The sequence below is a fragment of the Nocardiopsis sp. NPDC058789 genome, from assembly GCF_042745575.1.
GTDB lineage: Bacteria > Actinomycetota > Actinomycetes > Streptosporangiales > Streptosporangiaceae > Nocardiopsis > Nocardiopsis eucommiae.
Map to the genome: position 1 here is coordinate 160,895 of NZ_JBHYOW010000001.1, position 18,611 is coordinate 179,505.

Consider the following 18,611-nt stretch of genomic DNA (forward strand, 5'->3'; position numbering starts at 1 on the left):
AACCACAGGCAACGCGACTCTAAGGTCCGTCAAGCAATCCTCATAGTTCCATCGAGCCAGAGCGACCATCATCTTCCAGATTGCTCCATAGGCACACGAAAGGGACAGACCGCCCCTATATTTGTACCTTCAAAAAAACACACAAAGTGACACCGAACAACGCTGCGTGATTGCTGATTGGGTGGAGATTAACCGAACGTAGTCGTTGAACAATTAACCAAACTGACTCGGGCGGGATATTTACATCGCCTGAAAACTCTGACCCGCAGTTACGACAAAGCTCCCACGACGCCCCTGCGTCGGTTACCCCAGGCGACTCCCCGCCCGCAACCCCAAGCACGGAGACTCGATCTTTCGGCCATTAGTGGCCACCATGGAAGGAGAGACCGAAACACACACCTCCGATTGCCCGAAAGAAGCGCCAGCCACAAGTAGCGGCCCACCCGCTCGGAGGTCAGAATCGGTCGCATGAGTCCCCGAAAGGCAGATCCCCTCGCCCGCGCCCACCTCGTCGACACCGCTGCCCGGCTCCTCACCGACGAGGGGCCCCAGGCCCTGTCCACCCGCAGGATCGCCCAGGAGGCGGGCAGCTCGACCATGGCCGTGTACACCTACTTCGACGGCATCGGAGGGCTCGTGCACGCGATGGTCCACGAGGGCTTCACCCGGCTCCAGGAGCACCTCACCGGTGTGCGCCGCTCCGACGACCCGGTCTCCGACCTCGCCCTGCTCGGCCGGGCCTTCCGCCACAACGCCTCACAGAACGAGCACCTCTACGCGGTCATGTTCGGCGGGTGCTCCCTGGCCGGGTTCAGCCTGTCCGAGGCGGACCGCCAGCACGGCCGCTACACGCTCCGCAACGTGACGGAGTGCGTGCGGCGCTGCATGGAGTCCGGCCGCTTCCACCAGGGCGATCCCGAACTGGTCGCCCACCGGCTCTGGTGCGCGGTCCACGGGCTCACCACCCTGGACCTCGGCGGCTACCTCGTTCCTCCCTACGACGCGGACCGCTGCTTCGAGGACCAGCTCGTGTCCCTCATGGTGGGCTGCGGGGACCTCCCAGGGGCCGCCGGGCTGTCCGTGGCGGAATCGGCGACCCGTCTGCCCAGCCTGGGGGCGGCCGCGCCCGAGCACTCCTCCTGACCGGTCAGAGCGGCACGTTTCCGTGCTTGCGCCGGGGCTGCTCCCGGCGTTTGTCCCTCAGGAGGGCGAGCCCGTCGGCCACGGCGGCACGGGTGTCCGCCGGGTCGATCACGTGATCGACGAACCCCTCCTCCGGGGCGCGGTAGGGGTGCATCAACCGCTCACGGTAGTCCGCCACGAGCTCCCGCCGCCGCGCCTCCGGGTCGGCCGCGGCCCGCAGCTCCCGGCGGTGCACCACGTTCACCGCCCCCTCGGCACCCATCACGGCGACCTCGTTGCAGGGCCAGGCCAGGGAGAGGTCGGTCCCGATGGATCGGGAGTCCATCACGATGTAGGCACCCCCGTAGGCTTTGCGCACGATCACCTGGACCCGGGGGACCGTCGCCTCGCAGTAGGCGTAGAGCAGCTTCGCCCCGTGCCTGATGACTCCCGCGTGCTCCTGTGCGGTCCCCGGCAGGAAGCCGGGGACGTCCACGAGGGTCACCAACGGGATGTTGAAGGCGTCGCAGAAGCGGACGAAGCGCGCGGCCTTCTGCGCGGCGTCACTGTCGAGCACCCCGGCCAGGGCCATCGGCTGGTTCCCGACGACCCCGACCACCGCGCCGTCCACGCGGGCGAGCGCGCACAGCACGTTGGGCGCCCAACCCTCGTGGACCTCGAAGAAGTCGCCCCCGTCCACCACCTCAGCGACCACGTCCCGCATGTCGTAGGGCCGGTGGGGCTCCACCGGCACGATCTCGGCCAAACGCGGACGCTCGTCCCCCCGGGCGCCCGTGGGCGGACCGGCGGGCGGGGCCTCGAGGTTGTTGCCGGGCAGGAGGGAGACGAGGTGGCGGACGTCCTCCAGGCACTCGTCCTCGTCGTCGTGGACTACCGCGGCCACGCCCGTCCGCCCTCCGTGGACGTCGGCGCCGCCGAGCTCGTCGTGGCCCACACGCTCCCCGCTCACCGCGGCGATCACGTCCGGCCCGGTCAGGTACATCCTCGCGGTGCCGCGGACCATGAAGGTGAAGTCGGCGAGCGCGGGCGAGTAGGCGGCGCCGCCCGCGCACGGGCCCAGGACCACGCTGATCTGCGGGATCACACCCGACGCCGCGACCTGCCTCCGGAAGATGCCACCGTAGCCGTCCAGCGCGGCCACACCCTCCTGGATCCGGGCCCCACCGCTGTCGTTCAACGCGACGATCGGCGCGCCGGCGTCCAGGGCCAGGTCCATCACCCGGTGGATCTTCCTCGCGTGCTCGGCGCCGAGCGAGCCGCCCAGGATCGTGAAGTCCTGGGCGTAGACGAACACCCGGCGGCCGTCGATCGTCCCGGATCCGGTCACCACCCCGTCCGTGTGCGGGCGTCGGCCCTCCGTCTCCGGGCCCGCGTCCCGGCGACGACGGAACATCCCGAGCTCGACGAAGGACCCCTCGTCCAGGAGTCGGTCCAGGCGCTCCCGGGCGGTGCGCTTTCCCAGCTCGTGCTGGCGTTCGACACCGCTGGGGTCGCCCGCCTCGGTACGGTCCCGGAGCGCGTCGCGCTCACGGCGCAGCACCGCCATGGTGCGGGGCTCCGGGCCGGGCTCCGCTCCGCGGACGGGCACCGGCCGCAGGTCCACCTCGGACACGCTCATGCGGTCCCCACCCTTCCGTCGGGCGCGTCGGCGGTGGCGCCGTCGGGCAGCCCGCGGAGGGTTCCCCGGTGGAACAGCAGGGCGGCGTCTCCGCTGCCCGAGGCCGCCTCCAGCACGCGGCCGACGAACACCGAGTGGTCGCCCGCCACGACCTCCTCCGTCACCTCGCACTCCAGCCAGGCGAGGGCCCCGGTGATCAGCGGAGCCCCCGTGTGGAGGCCGGGTACCCAGCTCACCGTGGCGAACTGCGCCCACCCGTGCGGGCGGGAACGGTCCGCGAAGTGGCGTGCGGTGGCCTTCTGCTCGGCGGACAGGACCGACACCGCGAAGCGTCCCTCGACCGCGACGGCCTTGTGCAGGCGCGCGGTGCGGGCCACACAGCACAGCACCAGCGGGGGGTCGAGGGAGACCGAGCAGAAGGCGTTGGCCGTCATGCCGTTCGGGTTCTCACCGCCGACCGTGAGGACCGTGACCCCCGTGGCGAACGTGGACATCACCTTCCGCAGGTCCGTCACCTCAACCCACCGCCCCTCGAAGGACCGTCGCCTCGGCCCGGTACGGGGCGAGGGCCTCCCGGAGCTCCTCCGGCACCCGGGTCGGGACGGTCGCGGTGTTCGGGCCGCGCATGCACGCGATCCGCTGCCGTCCCCGTGCCACGAGCGTTTCGGCCTCCTCCCCCAGCAGGACGTAGTCGAAGGTGAACTGGACCTGGGTCTGGGTGAGCTCCTCCAGGCGCATCCGGATCGAGAGCTCGTCGAAGGCGGTGATCTCGGCGAAGAACTCACAGTCGACCCGCAGCGTGAAGAGCTTCAGGTCGCCACGGACGTCCGCCAGGACCCCCGGGGCGCGCTCCTTGAGGAACATCTCCCGGCAGCGGCCCTGCCAGCGCAGGTAGTTGACGTAGTAGACGTTGCCCACCAGGTTGGTCTCCTCGAACCCGACCGTGTGGCGAACCTCGTAGTAGTCGGACATCAGCGCTCCTCTCCGCTCAGGACGGCGAACACGACGGGGTCGGGGTTCCCGTTCAGGGTGGTGCTCCAGGTGGCGATCCTGGCGTCCCCGGACGAGAGGACCACCCATCCGTGCTCGCCCACCTCCTCCAACGTCAGCGAGCGGCCGGTGCCGCCCGCCTTGCGCAGGCACTCCAGGGCGCCCCACAGGCGGGCGGCGGCCAGGTGCGCGGACTCCCCCGCCTGCTCGGCGACCAGGTCGCGCACCGAGAGGAGTCCTCCGCCGAGCAACCCGGCCCAGTCCTCGTCGGAGCGTTCCCGCACCGCCTCCACGTCACAGGCCAGGCGACCGCTTCCGGCGAGCGCCAGGGTCACTCCGGCTCCGTGCGACGCGGAGACGTCGGCCCCCTCGGCCTCCGGCCGTCCGTCGGGCCGGTACCGGACCCTGACGACGCGGTTCAGGGCCCGCCCCACCGCGAGCGCGGTCCTGGCCCTGCGCTCCTCGGTTCCCGCGGGGCCTCCGGGCACGGGGTCGGGGTCGACCACCACGGCCCGGGATCCGCCGAGCACGCGCTCCAGCTCCCTCTCCAGGTGGGAGCCGAGCAGCGCGGGAACCCAGGGCCCCGGCCCGCCGCTCCTGCGGACCGCGCGCAGCCGCAGCCCCTCCCAGCGTTCGAGCACGCCGCCGGACGGCTCCCGCACGTCCACGTCGTAGACGTAGGAGTCACCCTCCTGGGACCGTTCGCTGGCGACGAGGAGCACGCGGTCGGGCTCCTCCTGGTCCTGGGGCCGGGCCAGCACGATCCGCTCGACCCCCTCGGGCAGCAGGGTCCCGTCGGGGACACAGGCCTGGAGGACGTGCATCGCGGCGTCCCGCACACCCGGGTCGGCCAGCACCCGGCCCTGGGGCAGGAAGGTCCCGAACCAGTCCCCCTGCGAGGCCGTGGACAGTTCGGCGACCACGTGGCGGGCGCTGGCGCGCCGGTACGAGAGCAGCCGTTGGAACCGCTTGCCCTGGAACAACACGTCGCCGTACAGCTCCGAGGGGTCGGCTGCGACCCGGGGCAGAGCCGGGACGACCTCGGCGGCGTGGTCGTGCCCCGGGGCGGGGTCCGTGCGCGGCCACCGCAGGACGGCCCGGAAGTGGTCCGCGTCGAACCCGGTCTCCTCACTGCGGATGACCACTTCCACCGAGTGGGGGTCGCGCACCAGCGCGGCCACCCGTACGGTCGTCGTCTCGCCCGGGCGGACCGCCACGGGACGCACGAAGCGCGCCCCCTCCATCACCGGCGGGCCCGAGTGACCGCTGACCGCGGTCGCCACCTGAGCCATCGCCTCCATACCGATGACGGCCGGGAACAGCAGGTCGCCGTCGAGGCGGTGGTCCTCCAGGTAGGGGTCGTCCGTGGAGGAGAGGACGGCCTCGGTGACGAGTTCGACGCCGGAGTAGTGCACCAGGACGCGGTCCAGGAACCGGCCCAGCGGGAGCTCGCGTTCCCGGACGTCGAGGGTGGGCAGCCCCCCGGTCCGCCCGCTGACCACCAGGACCGGCCCCGCCGAGCGGTCGGCGAGGACGCGGTGGAGGATCGCGATCCCCTCCTCGGCGGCCACCGGGGTGATGCCGTCGCGCATCAGCGCCTCCACGACGCCCAGCCGCTCCCCCATCCCCGCACCGGACCAGACCGACCACTCCAGGGCCAGGACCCGGGTGTGCGGGTGCTCCCGGCCGTACTCGACCGTCATCTCGGTGAGCCAGTCGTTGGCCGTGGAGTAGTGGGCCTCACCTCGCAGACCCGCGCGCCCGATGATGCTGCCGAAGGTGACGAGCAGGCGGAGCCGGTCGGGGTCGAGGGCGTCGAGGACGGCCTCCAGACCGTCGGTCTTGGGAGCGAGGGTGCGCCTGAACGCCGCTTCCGTCAGACCTCCCAGCGCGGTCGGCTCGTTGCGTCCCGCACCGTGGAGCACGGCGGTGACCGTGCCGAGCTCCGCCTCGGCCGCGCGCACGGCGTCGCGGACCTCCTCGGGCCGGGTCACGTCGGCGCGCAGGTACACGAACCGGGCACCGGCCGCCGTCATCCGCTCCAGGTTGTCGGCGAGTTCCGCGTCCTCTTCCTCGGCGGCCCGGCCCAGCAGCGCCAGCGCCGACCCGTACTCGGTGGCCAGGGACAGCGCGCACTCGGCGGTGATGCCCTTGCCCCCTCCGGTGACCAGGACGACGTCGTCGGGGCCGAGCGGCGGGTCCTGCCCGGGGTCGTCCAGGGGGGTGGGGCTCAGGACCGGCACCGAACGGTTCCCGTCCGCGTCATGGTGGACCTGCGTGAACTCGGTGGTGGCGGCGACCTCGGCGGTCACGAGGCCGACCGCGTCCCGCACGCCCTCCGCCGTCGCGGGCTCGGGGTCGTCGAGGGTGACCACGGTGGTGCGGGTTCCCGGGACCTCCAGGTGCAGGGTCCGCGCCACCCCGGAGGCTCCGCGTCTGCCCTGGACCACGACGAAACGGGTCCCGGAGCCGGAGGCCAGCGCGGACCGCGCCGCGTCGAGCAGGGTCCCGGCCAGCTCGGGGCCGCCGTCGGCGGGAAGGCAGAGCAGCACCCCGTGTCCCAGGCCCGCGAGGGACCGGCTCAGGGGCTCGGACAACGGATGTCCGGGAGAGGCGTACACGCTCCACCCGTCCTCCGCGGTGGCCCTCTCCTCGGCCGCGGTGCGCGCGGGAACCGGTTCCGCCACGTGCGTGACCTCGAACGCCCGGACCCAGGGGGCGACACCCGCGACCTCACCGTCCGTCGCGCCCGCTCCGGCGGTGTCGGCCAGCCCGTCGATCACCTCGGCCAGCTCCCCCAGAGTGGACGTCGCGTACCCGGAGGTCGCTTCGAGGGGCGGCAGCCCCAGGCGTCGCGTCGCCTCGTTGACCACCTGACCGACCGTGATGGAACTCAGGTGGAGGTCGTCGAGCGGTCGCGTGTTCGCTCCCACCATGGAGACAGGGAGCTCGACGCGCTCGGCGGCCAGCGCCCGGAGGAGCTCCAGGGTGTCGGCCGCCCCGGCCGTCTCCGTCTCCTCGTCGTTCACGCCACCGTCGCCGGTACCGGCAGGCCCCGTCTCGGTGCGTCCCACGTCCAGACCGGGCGCCGTCTCGCACGGGTTCGCCAGGAAGGAGAACTCCTCGGGGAGCTCCCGGACCAGGCGACCGGTGAAGAGCCCGCGCACGTCCACCGCCGCCCCCAGCGCGTATGCGGCGGCCACAGTCCGGAGGAAGGGCACCAGGGAGGGCGAGTCCGAGTCCACGGCCTCGACCGGAACGTCGGTGACGGCCGCCGACGCCAGGCCCGAGAGGACCCGTCCCGGTCCCACCTCGACCAACAGGTCCGCCCCGTCAGACAGTTGGACGACCGCCTCGTGGAAACGCACCGGGAGGACGACCTGGTCGCGCAGGAGCGCACGCAGGTCGGTGTCCGGTCCGAGCTCCCTCCCGGTGACGGTGGACACCAGGCCGGGGGCCGGCGCGGTGAACCGCGTCTCGGCGAGCCTGCCGTCGAGGACCTCGGCCGAGGCCGCCACCAGCGGTGAGTGGAAGGCGTGGGAGACCCTGACCCGCGTCGCGGTGACTCCCGCGTCGCGGGCCCGCGCGCAGACCCGCTCCACGGCGTCGGCGGGGCCGGAGACGACCGTCTGGCCGGGGCCGTTGTACCCGGCGACGACCACCTCGGACTCGGTCTCGACCAGGGTCTCCGCCACCACGGGCCCGGTCTCCAGCCCGGCCATGGCGCCGTCCGCGCGCCCCGTCCGGGCCATCGCCCGCCCACGCGCGGCGGCCAGGTCGAGGATCTCCCGACCGTCGACGGCGCCCGCCCAGCACAGGGCGGTCAGTTCGCCCAGGCTGTGCCCCACCGCTCCGTCGGCCCGCACACCGAGATCGTCCAGCACGGCCAGGGCGGCGAGTGAGCCCGCCACGATCCGGGGCTGCGCGACCTCGGTCGCCACCTGGTCGCCGCCCTCGGGCAGGCCCGCGGAACCCAGGACCCGGTCGGCCGCCCCGAACCGGCGCCGGAGGGCGCCGGTGCGCCCGGTTCCGGCGCCCTGCCCCGGGAAGAGGTACCGGATCGTGGGCGCGGTCGTGCGGTGGGCGAGGTAGGCACCCAGCTCCGGTGCCCACACCTCCGTCCGCCCGGCGTCCATCCGGTCCAGCAGGACCCGCACCGACCGTTCGGCGGCCTCCGGTGAGGACGCGACCACGGCGGCCCGCGCGGGTCGGCCCTCGGAGCGCGCGGCGAGCGAGGCCGCGAGGTCGGTGAGTTCGGCGTAGGAGAGGCGGGGAAGCGTCTCCGCCAGCTCCTCCAGGCCTCGGCGTACCTCGGCCGGGTCGGCGCCGTCCACGACGAGGAGTTCCGCGTCCTGTCGGCCCGCGGCCAGGGTTCGGGTCCGTTCGGTGACGCCGACGCCCCGCTGCCCCTCAGCGGCCTCCACCGTGATGTGGGTGTTGACGCCGCCGAAACCCATGGCCGAGACACCCGCCCGGACGGGGTGGCCGTCCGGCCAGGCGAGCGGCCGGTCCGGTACCCGCAGGGCCGCCGACTCCTCCTCCAGCAGGGGGTGCGGGTCGTGGTGGCCGGTGGCGGGCGGAATCACCTCGTGGCGAACGGCGAGGATCGCCTTGATCAGCCCGGCGACCCCGGCGGCCGCCTTCGTGTGACCGAAGTTGGCCTTGATGGTGCCGAGCGCTGCGGGGGGCGCGGTGGGGTCGGCGGAGGTCCTGGCTCCGGAGAGCGCCGCGAGTTCGGTGGCGTCACCGAGCGCGGTTCCGGTGCCGTGTCCCTCGAAGTAGCCGATGGTCTCGATGCCGTAGCCGGCACGCGCGTAGGCCCGTTCCAGGGCGAGGCGGTGCCCGCTCTCCTCCGGCCGGGTGATGCCGCCCCGGCCGTCGGAGGAGACGGCCCATCCGGTGATCAGGGCGTGGACGCGCCTGCCCTGGGCGATCGCGTCCTCCTCCCGCATGAGAACGAGCGCACCCGACCCCTCCCCCGGCCAGAAGCCGTTGGAGTCCTTGTCGTACACCTTCATCTCGCCGGTGGCCAGTGCGCCGGTCTTGGCGAAGCCGATCACCTCGAACGGGTCGATGGACAGGTCCACCCCACCCGCCAGAGCGGCGTCCAGGTCCCCGTCCGCGAGGGCCGTGGCCGCGGTGGCCACGGACAGGAGGGAGGAGGAGCACGCCCCGTCCACCGTGTAGCCGCCGCCCCCCAGGTCGAAGTGGTTGCACACGCGGCCCGCGATGGTGTTGGAGAGGCCGCCCGCGAGGGTGTCCTCGTCGATGCGCGGGAAGGGCGCCTTGTAGGAGGTCTCCAGCGTGGCCAGGAAGCCCTCGGCCTCCTCCTCGTCCCATCCGTGGTCGAGCAGGGCCGAGGCGACGGTCCGGCGGACGTAGGGCCAACGCAGCCGGAGCGTGTTCGCCCGGGAGAACTCACCGGTGAGGCTGTTGCCGATCACCACACCGGTCGAGCGGCGTGGGAGCCCCTCCCCCTCGGGAAAACCGGCGTCCTCCAGCGCGCGGGACATCGTCTCCAGGGCCAGCCAGTGCGTCATGTCGGTTGACCGAAAAGAGCTGCCGGACACCCGGTACCGTGCCCTGTCGAAAGAGAAGCCCCGGAGGACGGCGGCCTTCGTGGAGTAGAACCGATCCTCGGCGGAGGGGTCCTCCGACCAGTAGTCCGCCAGGTTCATGCGCTCGTCCGGAATTCTGCGAAAAGCCCTCCTGCCTGCGAGGACGTTCTCCCAGAGCTCACTCGGAGAATTCGCGTCCGGGTAGGTCAGACCGATTCCCACCACGGCGATTCTGGTGCTTCTCATAATCCAACCCCGCACAATCCAGAGAGTCATCGATAACCCGGCAATCCTGGATCAATGATGCGACACACGCACCCGGGTGTCTTCTTCCAGACTGCTGCCCCGGGCCAGCCCATTCCATAACAGCGTAATTATTGCGGCGAAAACAGAATGGCTTCCGGTGTGGCCCACGCCACCGCACCTCCGTCCCGACCGACGCCCCACCCTGGGGGTACGCGGCCCGGAGCGATCCGGGAGGCGGCCACGTTCCCATCCGCCACGGCACGACGCTCGGGGCGCGCGGGTTCCCCTCCGACTTCCGGAACCAGGAGTCGCGGGAATCACCACGGCGGCGTGAATCCCCGGAACCCGGGAAACAATCCGGGTGGGACATGAAGGGAGCGACCCGCATTCGCGAGGCCACGAAGAAACGGAACATCGGAACCTTCCGAATACGAGCAGGGAAGGAAAGGCCGTCTCCGCACCCCCGCCGGAGGAGTTCCGGCTCCCACGCGACGCCTCTCCGGAACGACTGAGGCGGACCACGAACGCGACCAGTGAAAGGAAAGGGATCCGAACCGCGACGGCGTGAACGCGGGACGCACATCGCATTCGAACGGGGAACCGAACGAACCACCCCCTCCCGGGGGCACGGACGAGGTGCGGCCGACCGGCCCGTCCGCCTGAGGTCCTGCGCGGCCGACCCGCCTCCTGTCGCCCACCGACACGCGCTCGTGCCCAGATTTGGGGCCGCGTTTCCTGCCCGGAGGACGTGGGGACCGGCGGGAATGACCGTCCGTAGGCCGGACGCGCCCGTCCGATGCCCCCCATGTTCCGGCCGTACAACCCCCGTTGGAACCCCGTTGTCCCCGTGCTGGTCGTCCCGGTGCCGCACCGGCCCGGACGATGATTACCCGCGCGCACGCCAGGGCAGGGCGTAGGCCAGGGGCGGATCACCGTCCCTGGTCGCGAGACGCACCAGTACGCCTTGGACCACCGAAAGGACGAAGAACGGACCGGAAGGGAGCAGTCTGCCGTGACACTCGTAGACGCCCACATCCAGGATCGCTATCCCACCCGCGTGGACCCCGGCCAGGGGCACGGGTGGATCGAACGCCATGAACCGACCGTCTGGCCCGGGGTGACGGAGGGGCCCGCCACCACCGCCGAACTCGTCGCGCACGCCCGCGACGGATTCCACATCCAGCGGGACCTGCTGTCCCAGCCGGAGGTCGCCGCGGCCCTGGCCGAGCTCCGGGAGATGGTCGAGGATCCCGTGATCCGCGCCGACGAGCGCACCATCACGGAGCCCGCCTCCGACGAGGTGCGTTCCGTCTTCGACGCGCACCTGCTCAGTGACCGGATCGCCCGGCTCGTCCGGGAGCCCCGCGTCCTGGACCACGCACGACAGATCCTCGGTTCGGACGTCTACGTCCACCAGAGCCGGGTGAACTTCATGCCGGGGTTCCGGGGCAACGGCTTCTACTGGCACTCGGACTTCGAGACCTGGCACGCCGAGGACGGTATGGAGGGAATGGCGGCGGTCAGCCTGTCCATCGGACTGACCGACAACTATCCCTTCAACGGCGGGCTGATGCTCATGCCGGGCGCGCACCGCACGTTCGTGCCCTGCCTGGGACGCACGCCGGACGCCAACTACCAGTCCTCGCTGAAGGCCCAGAAGGTCGGGGTCCCGCAGGAGGAGGACATCGCCGCGCTCGCCCGCGAGCACGGGATCGAGCAGTTCACCGGCCCGAGCGGGTCGGCCCTGTGGTTCGACTGCAACAGCATGCACGGCTCCGGCAACAACATCACGCCGTACCCGCGCTCGAACATCTTCGTGGTGTTCAACAGCGTGGACAACGCGCTGGTGGAGCCGTTCTCCGCCCGTGAACGCCGCCCGGGCTTCGTCGCCTCGCGCGACTTCACCACGCTGCGCTCCTGACCTCCGCGAGTGGCGCCTTGACCGGTACCGGTTCGCCGCGCATGATGCTGCGCTATGGACCATGACCCGACCGCCGCCGTCGTCGTCCGTGACCTCCGGGTCCGGCGCGGCGGCGGAGTCGTGTTCGACGGGCTCGACCTGGAGGTGGCCCGGGGCGGGGTCACCGGCCTCATGGGGCCCTCCGGATGCGGCAAGACCACCCTCATGCGCGCGATCGTCGGAACGCAGCGTGTCCAGGGCGGCGGCGTCACGGTGTTCGGCCAGGCGGCGGGGAGCGCGGGCCTGCGCCACCGCGTCGCCTACGACACCCAGGCGGCGTCGGTCTACTCGGACCTCACCGTCGAGCAGAACCTGCGCTACTTCGCCCGGTTGGTCGGCGCCTCCCGGAAGGACGTGGGACGCGTCCTCGACCAGGTGAACCTGCGTGACCGGGCCGGTCAGCGGGTCGACACGCTCAGCGGGGGCCAGGCAAGCCGGGTCTCGCTCGCGGTCGCGATCCTGGGCCGCCCCGAACTCCTCGTCCTCGACGAACCCACGGTGGGCCTCGACCCGCTGCTGCGCGAGGAACTGTGGTCGGTGTTCCACACCCTCGTCGACGAGGGGGCGACGCTGATCGTCTCCAGTCACGTGATGGACGAGGCGCTGCGCTGCGACCGGCTGCTCCTGTTGCGCGACGGCCGTGTCATGGCCGACACCACGCCCGCGCGGCTGCTCTCCGAGACGGGGGCGGACGACCCCGACCGCGCCTTCCTGGCCCTCATCGAGAGGGAGGTCGGATGAACCTCACGCGCACCTTCGCCACGAGCGGCCGGGTCCTGCGCCAGCTCGGCCACGACCCGAGGTCGATCGTGCTGCTGCTCGTGGCACCGAGCCTGCTGGTCGGACTCTTCGCCTGGCTCTTCACCGACACGTCGGTGTTCGACGGCATCGGTCCGGCGATCCTCGCCCTCTTCCCGTTCGTGGTGATGTTCCTGATCACGAGCGTGACCACCCTGCGGGAACGCCGGTCCGGGACCCTGGAGCGCCTGCTGTCGACACCGATCGGCAGGTTCGACCTCATCTTCGGCTACGCGTTCGCGTTCGGTCTGGCCGCGATCGTGCAGGCCTTCGTCACGGTGCTGTTCGCCGTCCGCGTGTGCGGACTCGACGTCGAGGGGCCGCTCTGGTCACTGGGCCTGGTCGCGGTCGTGGACGCCCTGCTGGGGACCGCGCTCGGGCTCCTCGCCAGCGCGTTCGCCCGCACCGAGTTCCAGGCGGTGCAGTTCATGCCCCTGCTGGTGTTCCCGCAGATCATCCTCGGCGGGCTCTTCATGCCGCGTGACCAGATGCCCGACGTGCTCCACGCGATCTCGGACTGGCTGCCGCTGAGCCACGCGATCGACGCGGTGAACGCGGTGGCGGCCGGGGACCCCGCCTGGGACGTGTACCGGCCGCTGTCGATCGTGTCCGCCTTCACCGTGGGCGCGGTGCTGCTGGCCTCCCTCACCCTCCCCCGCCGCACGCCCTAGGGGGTCGACGCGATCACTGACCGGGGCCGACCACGTGTCAGGGGCGGCCCCGGTCAGCGGGGGTTCCGGGCTACAGGGCCGGGGTGGTCTCCACGACCGCGTCGGGGCACGTGTCCGCGACGGTGTTCAGCGCTTCGAGCTCGGCCTCGTCGACCGACAGGCTCCAGCGGGTCTTCACCGTGGTCCACTCGGTGACGTACCGGCAGTGCACCTCCTCCGCCGGGGGCAGCCACTCGGCGGGGTCCCGGTCGGCCTTGGACCGGTTGGAGGCCGCGCTCACGGCCACGAGCGCCACCGGCTCGTCCAGGTCGTTGGCGAAGTCCCTGCGCTGGTTCGTGCTCCACTCGGACGCCCCGGAGTCCCACGCCTCGGCGAGCGGGACCATGTGGTCGATGTCCAGCGAGCCCGCCTCGGTGAGGGTACGGCCGTCGTAGTAGGAGAACCACTCGCCCCCGGTCAGACGGCAGCGGTCCCCGACCTCCGGGGCGATCTCGGCCTCCTCGATGAGGACCTCCGCGCGGGTGTGGCACCCGTTCCTGTCAGCGTCCACCCAGTGCGGGAAGAGGCTTCGGTCGTATCCCGTGCGGGACTCCTCCGCGACGGTGAGGGCGGCGATCGCGTCGGCCAGAGGGGTGGCAGCGGCGTACGCCGGAGCGGGGGCCAGGAGTGCGGCGGTGAGCGGGACGGCGGCGAGGGCCACCAGGTGCGGGCGCATGAGAAGGCCTTCCAGATCGTTCACGGAACGTGTAGGTCCTGTGCCTGGGGGTCACGAGTCAAACCCGTCGCCGCTCGACGCACCCCGGGACGGCTGTACAGGTCGGGACCAGCCCGGACAAGACCGCCATCGCGGGTGTGGTTCCGGTCGGCCTTCCCGCCTTCGGGACTCCGGACCGTAACCGACGCCCCGGAGGCGGTCAGGTCGGGGGCCGAGCGGTAGGGTCCGGCTCAGGCACGGGGTGCCCCGGACGACACCGGGGCTGAGATCACACCCGCCGAACCTGCTCTGGATCGTGCTAGCGAAGGGATCGCCTGATGACTGGTTTCTGTGCCCGCGTGTGGGAGGAGACGGCGCCGACACGGGACGCCATCGACGCCCTCCCGTTCGTCCGGGGGATCGGGGACGGCACCCTGAGCCGGGAACGGTTCGAGTACTACATGGTTCAGGACGCCCTCTACCTGCGCGGATACGCACGCGCCCTGGCCACGGCGGCGGCCAGGGCCGACACCAGCGAGGAGATCGCGTTCTTCGCCAAGGCCGCGCACGGCGCGATCGCGGTGGAGAGCTCCCTCCACGAGGGCGCGGTGGGCAGCGTCGGTGAGGACGTCCCGCCGTCACCCACCTGCACCGCCTACACCTCGTACGTGCTGTCGCTGGCGCACACGCAGGGCTACCCCGAACTCGTGGCCGGGGTCCTGCCGTGCTTCTGGGTCTACACCGACGTCGGTGAGCGGCTCATGGCCAGGGCCGGGAACCTCGACGACCACCCGTACGGCGACTGGATCGCCGCCTACGGGGACGAGGAGTTCGCCCGGTCCACCGAGCAGGTCAGGTCGATCGCGGACCGGCTCGCCGCCGGTGCGGGCGAGGCGACGGTCACCCGGATGCGCGAGGCGTTCCGACGGGCCACCACCTACGAGTGGATGTTCTGGGACGCTGCCTGGCGCCAGGAGGCCTGGGGAGACTGACCGGGTTCAGGCGTCCGGGACCGGGGTGAGGCGGAAGACGGGGATCACCCGGTCGGTCCGCCGCTGGTAGAGGGCGAAGTTGGGCCAGACCCCGCACAGGCGTGCCCAGGCCCGGTCCCGGTCCGCCCCGGTGAGCTCCTCCGCCCGGACGGTCACCCGCCGCCCCGTCCTCCCGATCTCCGCCGTGCGCGCGGCCCTCAGATTGTGCGCCCACGCGGGGGTGGAGGGGGCACCGAAGGCCGATCCGGCCACCAGGTGATCCGCGCCGTCGGGGACACACAGGAGGGGTGTGGAGCGCGGTCGTCCGCTCCTGCGCCCCCGGACGGTGAGCACGGTGTTGGGCAGCCCGGCGAGGTCGAGCAGCCCGAGGCGCCCTCGGCTGAGGCGGTCCAGGTTCCGGTCCAGCCAGGTGATCTGGGGCAGGAGTCGCGGTGTCCACGCGAGGGCACCGATCCGCACGGCCAGGGGTGTGAGCAGACCCATGTGCGCATCGTAACCGTGTGGCCGCCCGGCCGCACTCCATCGTGACCTGCGGCGACACGCCCCACGGACTGGGATCCGCGCGTGGCGGGTGGAAGACTCCAGGGCAGAGCCGTGACGTGCGCGGCCGCTGCCGGAGGGGGCTGTCGATGGTGGAGGACGGGATGGTCGCGCCGAAGGTGCTGGTGGGGATCGACGGGTCGCCCACCGCCTCGTGGGCCCTGCTCTGGGCGGCCGCCGAGGCCGACCGGCGCGGTTGGCCGCTGCACGTGGTGCACGCCCTGGCGATGCCCCTGGTGATGTCCGTCTACGCCGGGCCCACCCGTTTCCCGCCTCCCGAGGAGGTCGCCGACCAGGGCCGCCGGGTCCTGGCCGAGGCCGCCGCGCACGTACGGGGGCGCCACCCCGGGGTGTCCGTGGAGGAGGACCTGGCGTTGGAGGAACCGGGCACCGCGCTGGTGCGGCGGGCGGGTCCGGACGACCTCGCGGTGGTGGGTTCGCGCGGGCTGGGCGCGGCGCGGTCGGTGCTGGACGCCTCGGTGAGCGTCCGGGTGACGTCCCGGGCGGAGTGTCCCGTGGTCGTGGTGCCCGGGACCGGGTCGGAGGACGTCGCCGTCCCGCCGCGCCGGATCGTGGTGGGGGTGGACGGATCCGACGACTCCCGGCGCGCACTGGCCTTCGCCCTGCGGGAGGCCTCCCTGGTGGAGGGTGGCGCGGTCGTGGCGGTGCACAGCTGGCAGGTGCCGGTGCCGCTCGACTCGGCGTATCTGGCGGCGGGCGGCTGGTCACCCCCGGACGACCTCCTGGACAGCAGGTCGCAGGAAATGGTGACGGAGATGGTGACCCGGGTCGTGGACGACGGGACCGACGGGGTGGCGGTCTCCGTCGTGCGCAGCGACCGGGACGCCGCCGAGGCCATCGTGGAGGCGGGCGCGGCGGCGGACCTGATCGTCGTGGGCTCCCGTGGACGGGGCAGCGTGCGCGGTCTGCTCCTGGGCTCGGTGAGCCAGGGCGTGCTGCACGCGGCGACCGTCCCGGTCGCGGTCCTGCCGAGGCACCCCCGGCCCCGCTGACCGGCGCGGAGCGCTCCGTTGAGGTGTGAGCACGCTCCCCCACCGGTGTGACGCCTCCGGGCCCGGGAACTACCACGGGCCCGGAGGAGTTCCCTTCCATGAAGGAACGCACCGACACCCGGAGAGACCACCCCCTGGGGGGTGACCGCCATGGGACCTCGGCACGAACGCCCCGGCTCGGCCGGGCACGGTCGGCGGCACACCGCCGTTCCCTCGCCTCCGCCCTGTCACCCGAGGAACCCCGATGTCCCAGCTCCACCCTGACCTGGCCCCTGCCCGATTCCTGCCCACTCCGACGTTCGGCCCCCGCACGGCGCGTCTGGCGCAGCGACTCACCGAACGCATGCGGCCGACGCGGACCCCCGCCGACCTCCTGGTCGAGGAGCACACGGCGCCGGGGCCCGAGGGCGCTCCGCCGCTCAGTCTGCGGGTCTACCGGCCCCGGTCGGTGGAGGGCCCCTCCCCCGCGCTGCTGTGGAGCCACGGCGGCGGGTACCTGTTCGGCAGTCCGGTCCAGGACGAGAGGGGCAGTGTCGAGTTCGCCCGTGAACTGGGCGCCACCGTGGTGGCGCTCCGCTACCGCAAGGCCCCGCAGCACACCGCCCCCGCACCGGTCGAGGACGCCCACGCGGCGCTCTCCTGGATGGTGGACCGGGCCGGACCGCTCGGGATCGACCCCGGACGCGTGGCGATCGGCGGCGCCAGCGCGGGCGGTGGCATCACGGCCGCGCTGGCCCAGATGAGCCTGGACCGGGGCGGCCCGCGCCCGCTGTTCCAGCTGCTCGTCTACCCGATGCTCGACGACCGCACCGTGCTCCGCTCCGACCTGGACGGACTCGGCGTGCGCATGTGGTCCCCGGCCAGTAACCGGTACGCCTGGCGGTCGTACCTCGGCACCGACGCCGGAGGCGCGGAGGTCTCCCCCTACGCGGCCGCGGCGCGTCGGGAGGACCTGTCCGGTCTGCCCCCGGCCTGGATCGGAGTGGGGACGCTGGACCTGTTCCACGACGAGGACCTCGCCTACGCCGAACGCCTGCGCGCGGCAGGAGTGCCCTGCGCGACCACGGTGGTACCGGGGGCCTTTCACGGGTTCGACACGTATCTCCCGCAAGCGGAGGTGGTCCGTGATTTCCGTCGTGAGCAGGTCGCGGCGCTGCGGGGGGCCTTCGGGTGAACGCCTTCCCGTTCCTCTGTGAAATGCGTCCAATACATCATTGAATGATGGCGAAACAGGGGACGTCGAGTGAATTCTTCTGGCCGGACCCGGTCAGCAGAATTCCTCGTTTCACCCCTGTGCGCACGTGTGCCTTCGTGTCTTTCATTAACTGGCAAGTAACCACGCCGAACACGAAGGACGGCCATGACGCCTATCCCCCACTCCGGTATGGACAGACGCGCACTCCTGAGGACGGCGGCCCTGACATCGGGGGCCGCGGTCCTCGGCGGGTCCCTCGGCGCCCTGGGCGCCGGCGGCGCCTCCGCCGAGACCACCGACCTCGCCGCCCAGGCGGCGCCCGAGCTGTACTGGCGCGGCGCCTGGAACGCTCGTCCGCCGAGCAGCCCCATCCAGGTCCTGGCCAGCCCGCCGCAGTACATCGTGGTCCACCACACCGCCACGGCCAACAGCACGAACTACACGCTCGACCACGCCCTGAACCTGTCCAAGTCGATCCAGAACTACCACATGGACAGCAACGGCTGGATCGACACCGGCCAGCAGCTCACGATCAGCCGCGGCGGCTTCCTCATGGAGGGGCGCGACCGCACGCCCGAGGCGATCGCCGCACGCCAGCACGTGGTCGGCACGCACGTGGCCAACAACAACAGCACGTGCATCGGGATCGAGAACGAGGGCACCTACATGACCCAGGGCCCGACCCAGGCCCTCACGAACACGCTGGTCGACACCCTGGCCTGGCTGTGCGGGGCGTACGGCCTCAACCCGGGCAGCGCGATCCGGGGGCACCGGGACTTCAACGCCACCGCCTGCCCCGGCGACGTGCTCTACTCCATGCTTCCCGACCTGCGCAACAGGGTCGCCCAGACCATGCGGGCCCAGGGCATCCCCGTCGCCGCCGAGCCCGCGACCGCCGAGGACGGCCCGACCTTCCCGCCGGTCCCCGACGACGAGCCGGACCACGAGTTCTACCACGGGCCGCTCCGGGGCCCGGACGACTTCTCGCGCTGACGCCCACAGAGGACATCTCCCCGTTCGGTGTCGCTCCCGCCCCTCCCACGGCGCCCGTCCGCTCCGGTCCCCCGGGGCTGGCGGGCGCCGCCCGTGTCCGGCTCCAGGCATGTCGGTGAACACGAAGAGTAGTCATGTCAATACACTTCTCCGTGATCCGTGTCCGCGCGGAGGACCGTCCCCGAAGGGGCGCGCTGGCA

The 18,611-nt window shown here is 72.1% G+C and carries 14 protein-coding genes and 1 riboswitch; of the genes, 8 read left to right on the forward strand and 6 right to left on the reverse strand.

Annotated features, from left to right (window positions below):
* Nucleotides 1-468 precede the first annotated feature (468 nt).
* Nucleotides 469-1,143 carry a TetR/AcrR family transcriptional regulator gene (locus tag ACFW3L_RS00750; RefSeq protein ID WP_378734828.1) on the forward strand — a complete coding sequence of 225 codons (675 nt, stop codon included), beginning with the start codon at nt 469-471 and terminating at the stop codon, nt 1,141-1,143.
* Nucleotides 1,144-1,147: 4 nt separating this feature from the next.
* Here the strand turns inward: ACFW3L_RS00750 and ACFW3L_RS00755 are convergent, their stop codons facing one another.
* Genes ACFW3L_RS00755 through ACFW3L_RS00770 form a run of 4 tightly spaced genes read right to left on the reverse strand, consistent with a single transcriptional unit; the run spans nt 1,148 to nt 9,555 of the window.
* Nucleotides 1,148-2,761, reverse strand: a complete 1,614-nt coding sequence (locus tag ACFW3L_RS00755; RefSeq protein WP_378734830.1) for an acyl-CoA carboxylase subunit beta — start codon at nt 2,759-2,761, stop codon at nt 1,148-1,150.
* Nucleotides 2,758-3,276 (reverse strand): flavin reductase family protein, encoded by a 519-nt coding sequence (locus tag ACFW3L_RS00760; protein WP_378734832.1) that lies wholly within the window; start codon nt 3,274-3,276, stop codon nt 2,758-2,760. Before ACFW3L_RS00760 ends, ACFW3L_RS00755 begins: the two co-directional genes overlap by 4 nt.
* A 1-nt stretch (nt 3,277) precedes the next feature.
* Nucleotides 3,278-3,733, reverse strand: a complete 456-nt coding sequence (locus ACFW3L_RS00765; protein ID WP_378734834.1) for an acyl-CoA thioesterase — start codon at nt 3,731-3,733, stop codon at nt 3,278-3,280.
* Entirely contained in the window at nt 3,733-9,555 is a 5,823-nt protein-coding gene (locus ACFW3L_RS00770; protein ID WP_378734836.1) for an SDR family NAD(P)-dependent oxidoreductase, read from the reverse strand. The genes ACFW3L_RS00765 and ACFW3L_RS00770 overlap by 1 nt, the downstream gene beginning before the upstream one ends.
* A 1,012-nt stretch (nt 9,556-10,567) precedes the next feature.
* On the opposite strand from ACFW3L_RS00770, the gene thpD reads away from it, so the two are divergent.
* Genes thpD through ACFW3L_RS00785 form a run of 3 tightly spaced genes read left to right on the forward strand, consistent with a single transcriptional unit; the run spans nt 10,568 to nt 12,984 of the window.
* A complete protein-coding gene (gene thpD, locus ACFW3L_RS00775) occupies nt 10,568-11,476 on the forward strand; it encodes an ectoine hydroxylase (RefSeq protein ID WP_378734838.1) in 909 nt (302 codons plus the stop codon).
* Between the two features lie 54 nt (nt 11,477-11,530).
* A complete protein-coding gene (locus ACFW3L_RS00780; protein WP_378734840.1) occupies nt 11,531-12,256 on the forward strand; it encodes an ABC transporter ATP-binding protein in 726 nt (241 codons plus the stop codon).
* A complete protein-coding gene (locus ACFW3L_RS00785) occupies nt 12,253-12,984 on the forward strand; it encodes an ABC transporter permease (RefSeq protein ID WP_378734842.1) in 732 nt (243 codons plus the stop codon). Before ACFW3L_RS00780 ends, ACFW3L_RS00785 begins: the two co-directional genes overlap by 4 nt.
* 70 nt (nt 12,985-13,054) lie before the next feature.
* Here ACFW3L_RS00785 and ACFW3L_RS00790 read toward each other — a convergent pair whose 3' ends face one another.
* Nucleotides 13,055-13,699, reverse strand: coding sequence for an HNH endonuclease family protein (locus tag ACFW3L_RS00790; RefSeq protein ID WP_378735359.1), 645 nt, complete (start codon nt 13,697-13,699; stop codon nt 13,055-13,057).
* 227 nt (nt 13,700-13,926) lie between these two features.
* A riboswitch (TPP riboswitch) is annotated at nt 13,927-14,027 on the forward strand.
* Between ACFW3L_RS00790 and ACFW3L_RS00795 the strand changes: the two genes are divergently transcribed.
* Nucleotides 14,017-14,670 carry a TenA family protein gene (locus tag ACFW3L_RS00795; protein WP_378734844.1) on the forward strand — a complete coding sequence of 218 codons (654 nt, stop codon included), beginning with the start codon at nt 14,017-14,019 and terminating at the stop codon, nt 14,668-14,670. (Overlaps the previous riboswitch by 11 nt.)
* A 6-nt stretch (nt 14,671-14,676) precedes the next feature.
* Here ACFW3L_RS00795 and ACFW3L_RS00800 read toward each other — a convergent pair whose 3' ends face one another.
* A complete protein-coding gene (locus ACFW3L_RS00800; RefSeq protein ID WP_378734847.1) occupies nt 14,677-15,153 on the reverse strand; it encodes a nitroreductase/quinone reductase family protein in 477 nt (158 codons plus the stop codon).
* 146 nt (nt 15,154-15,299) lie between these two features.
* Between ACFW3L_RS00800 and ACFW3L_RS00805 the strand changes: the two genes are divergently transcribed.
* The 3 genes from ACFW3L_RS00805 (at nt 15,300) to ACFW3L_RS00815 (ending at nt 18,411) form a co-directional block, all read left to right on the forward strand.
* Complete coding sequence (locus ACFW3L_RS00805; RefSeq protein WP_378734849.1) at nt 15,300-16,223, forward strand: universal stress protein; 924 nt, start codon at nt 15,300-15,302, stop codon at nt 16,221-16,223.
* Nucleotides 16,224-16,467: 244 nt separating this feature from the next.
* Nucleotides 16,468-17,397 carry an alpha/beta hydrolase gene (locus ACFW3L_RS00810; protein ID WP_378734851.1) on the forward strand — a complete coding sequence of 310 codons (930 nt, stop codon included), beginning with the start codon at nt 16,468-16,470 and terminating at the stop codon, nt 17,395-17,397.
* Between the two features lie 186 nt (nt 17,398-17,583).
* The gene (locus tag ACFW3L_RS00815) at nt 17,584-18,411 is read left to right on the forward strand and encodes a peptidoglycan recognition family protein (protein WP_378734853.1); all 828 of its coding nucleotides are present in this window, start codon (nt 17,584-17,586) and stop codon (nt 18,409-18,411) included.
* The last annotated feature ends 200 nt before the right edge of the window (nt 18,412-18,611 follow it).

Bases quoted from the DNA above. Each gene is read 5' to 3' on its own strand.
- ACFW3L_RS00805 (WP_378734849.1), top strand. From the start codon at position 15,300: ATGGTGGAGGACGGGATGGTCGCGCCGAAGGTGCTGGTGGGGATCGAC.
- ACFW3L_RS00755 (WP_378734830.1), bottom strand. From the start codon at position 2,761: ATGAGCGTGTCCGAGGTGGACCTGCGGCCGGTGCCCGTCCGCGGAGCG.
- ACFW3L_RS00785 (WP_378734842.1), top strand. From the start codon at position 12,253: ATGAACCTCACGCGCACCTTCGCCACGAGCGGCCGGGTCCTGCGCCAG.
- ACFW3L_RS00795 (WP_378734844.1), top strand. From the start codon at position 14,017: ATGACTGGTTTCTGTGCCCGCGTGTGGGAGGAGACGGCGCCGACACGG.
- ACFW3L_RS00750 (WP_378734828.1), top strand. From the start codon at position 469: ATGAGTCCCCGAAAGGCAGATCCCCTCGCCCGCGCCCACCTCGTCGAC.
- ACFW3L_RS00790 (WP_378735359.1), bottom strand. From the start codon at position 13,699: ATGCGCCCGCACCTGGTGGCCCTCGCCGCCGTCCCGCTCACCGCCGCA.
- ACFW3L_RS00810 (WP_378734851.1), top strand. From the start codon at position 16,468: ATGTCCCAGCTCCACCCTGACCTGGCCCCTGCCCGATTCCTGCCCACT.
- ACFW3L_RS00765 (WP_378734834.1), bottom strand. From the start codon at position 3,733: ATGTCCGACTACTACGAGGTTCGCCACACGGTCGGGTTCGAGGAGACC.
- ACFW3L_RS00770 (WP_378734836.1), bottom strand. From the start codon at position 9,555: ATGAGAAGCACCAGAATCGCCGTGGTGGGAATCGGTCTGACCTACCCG.
- ACFW3L_RS00800 (WP_378734847.1), bottom strand. From the start codon at position 15,153: ATGGGTCTGCTCACACCCCTGGCCGTGCGGATCGGTGCCCTCGCGTGG.
- ACFW3L_RS00815 (WP_378734853.1), top strand. From the start codon at position 17,584: ATGACGCCTATCCCCCACTCCGGTATGGACAGACGCGCACTCCTGAGG.
- ACFW3L_RS00780 (WP_378734840.1), top strand. From the start codon at position 11,531: ATGGACCATGACCCGACCGCCGCCGTCGTCGTCCGTGACCTCCGGGTC.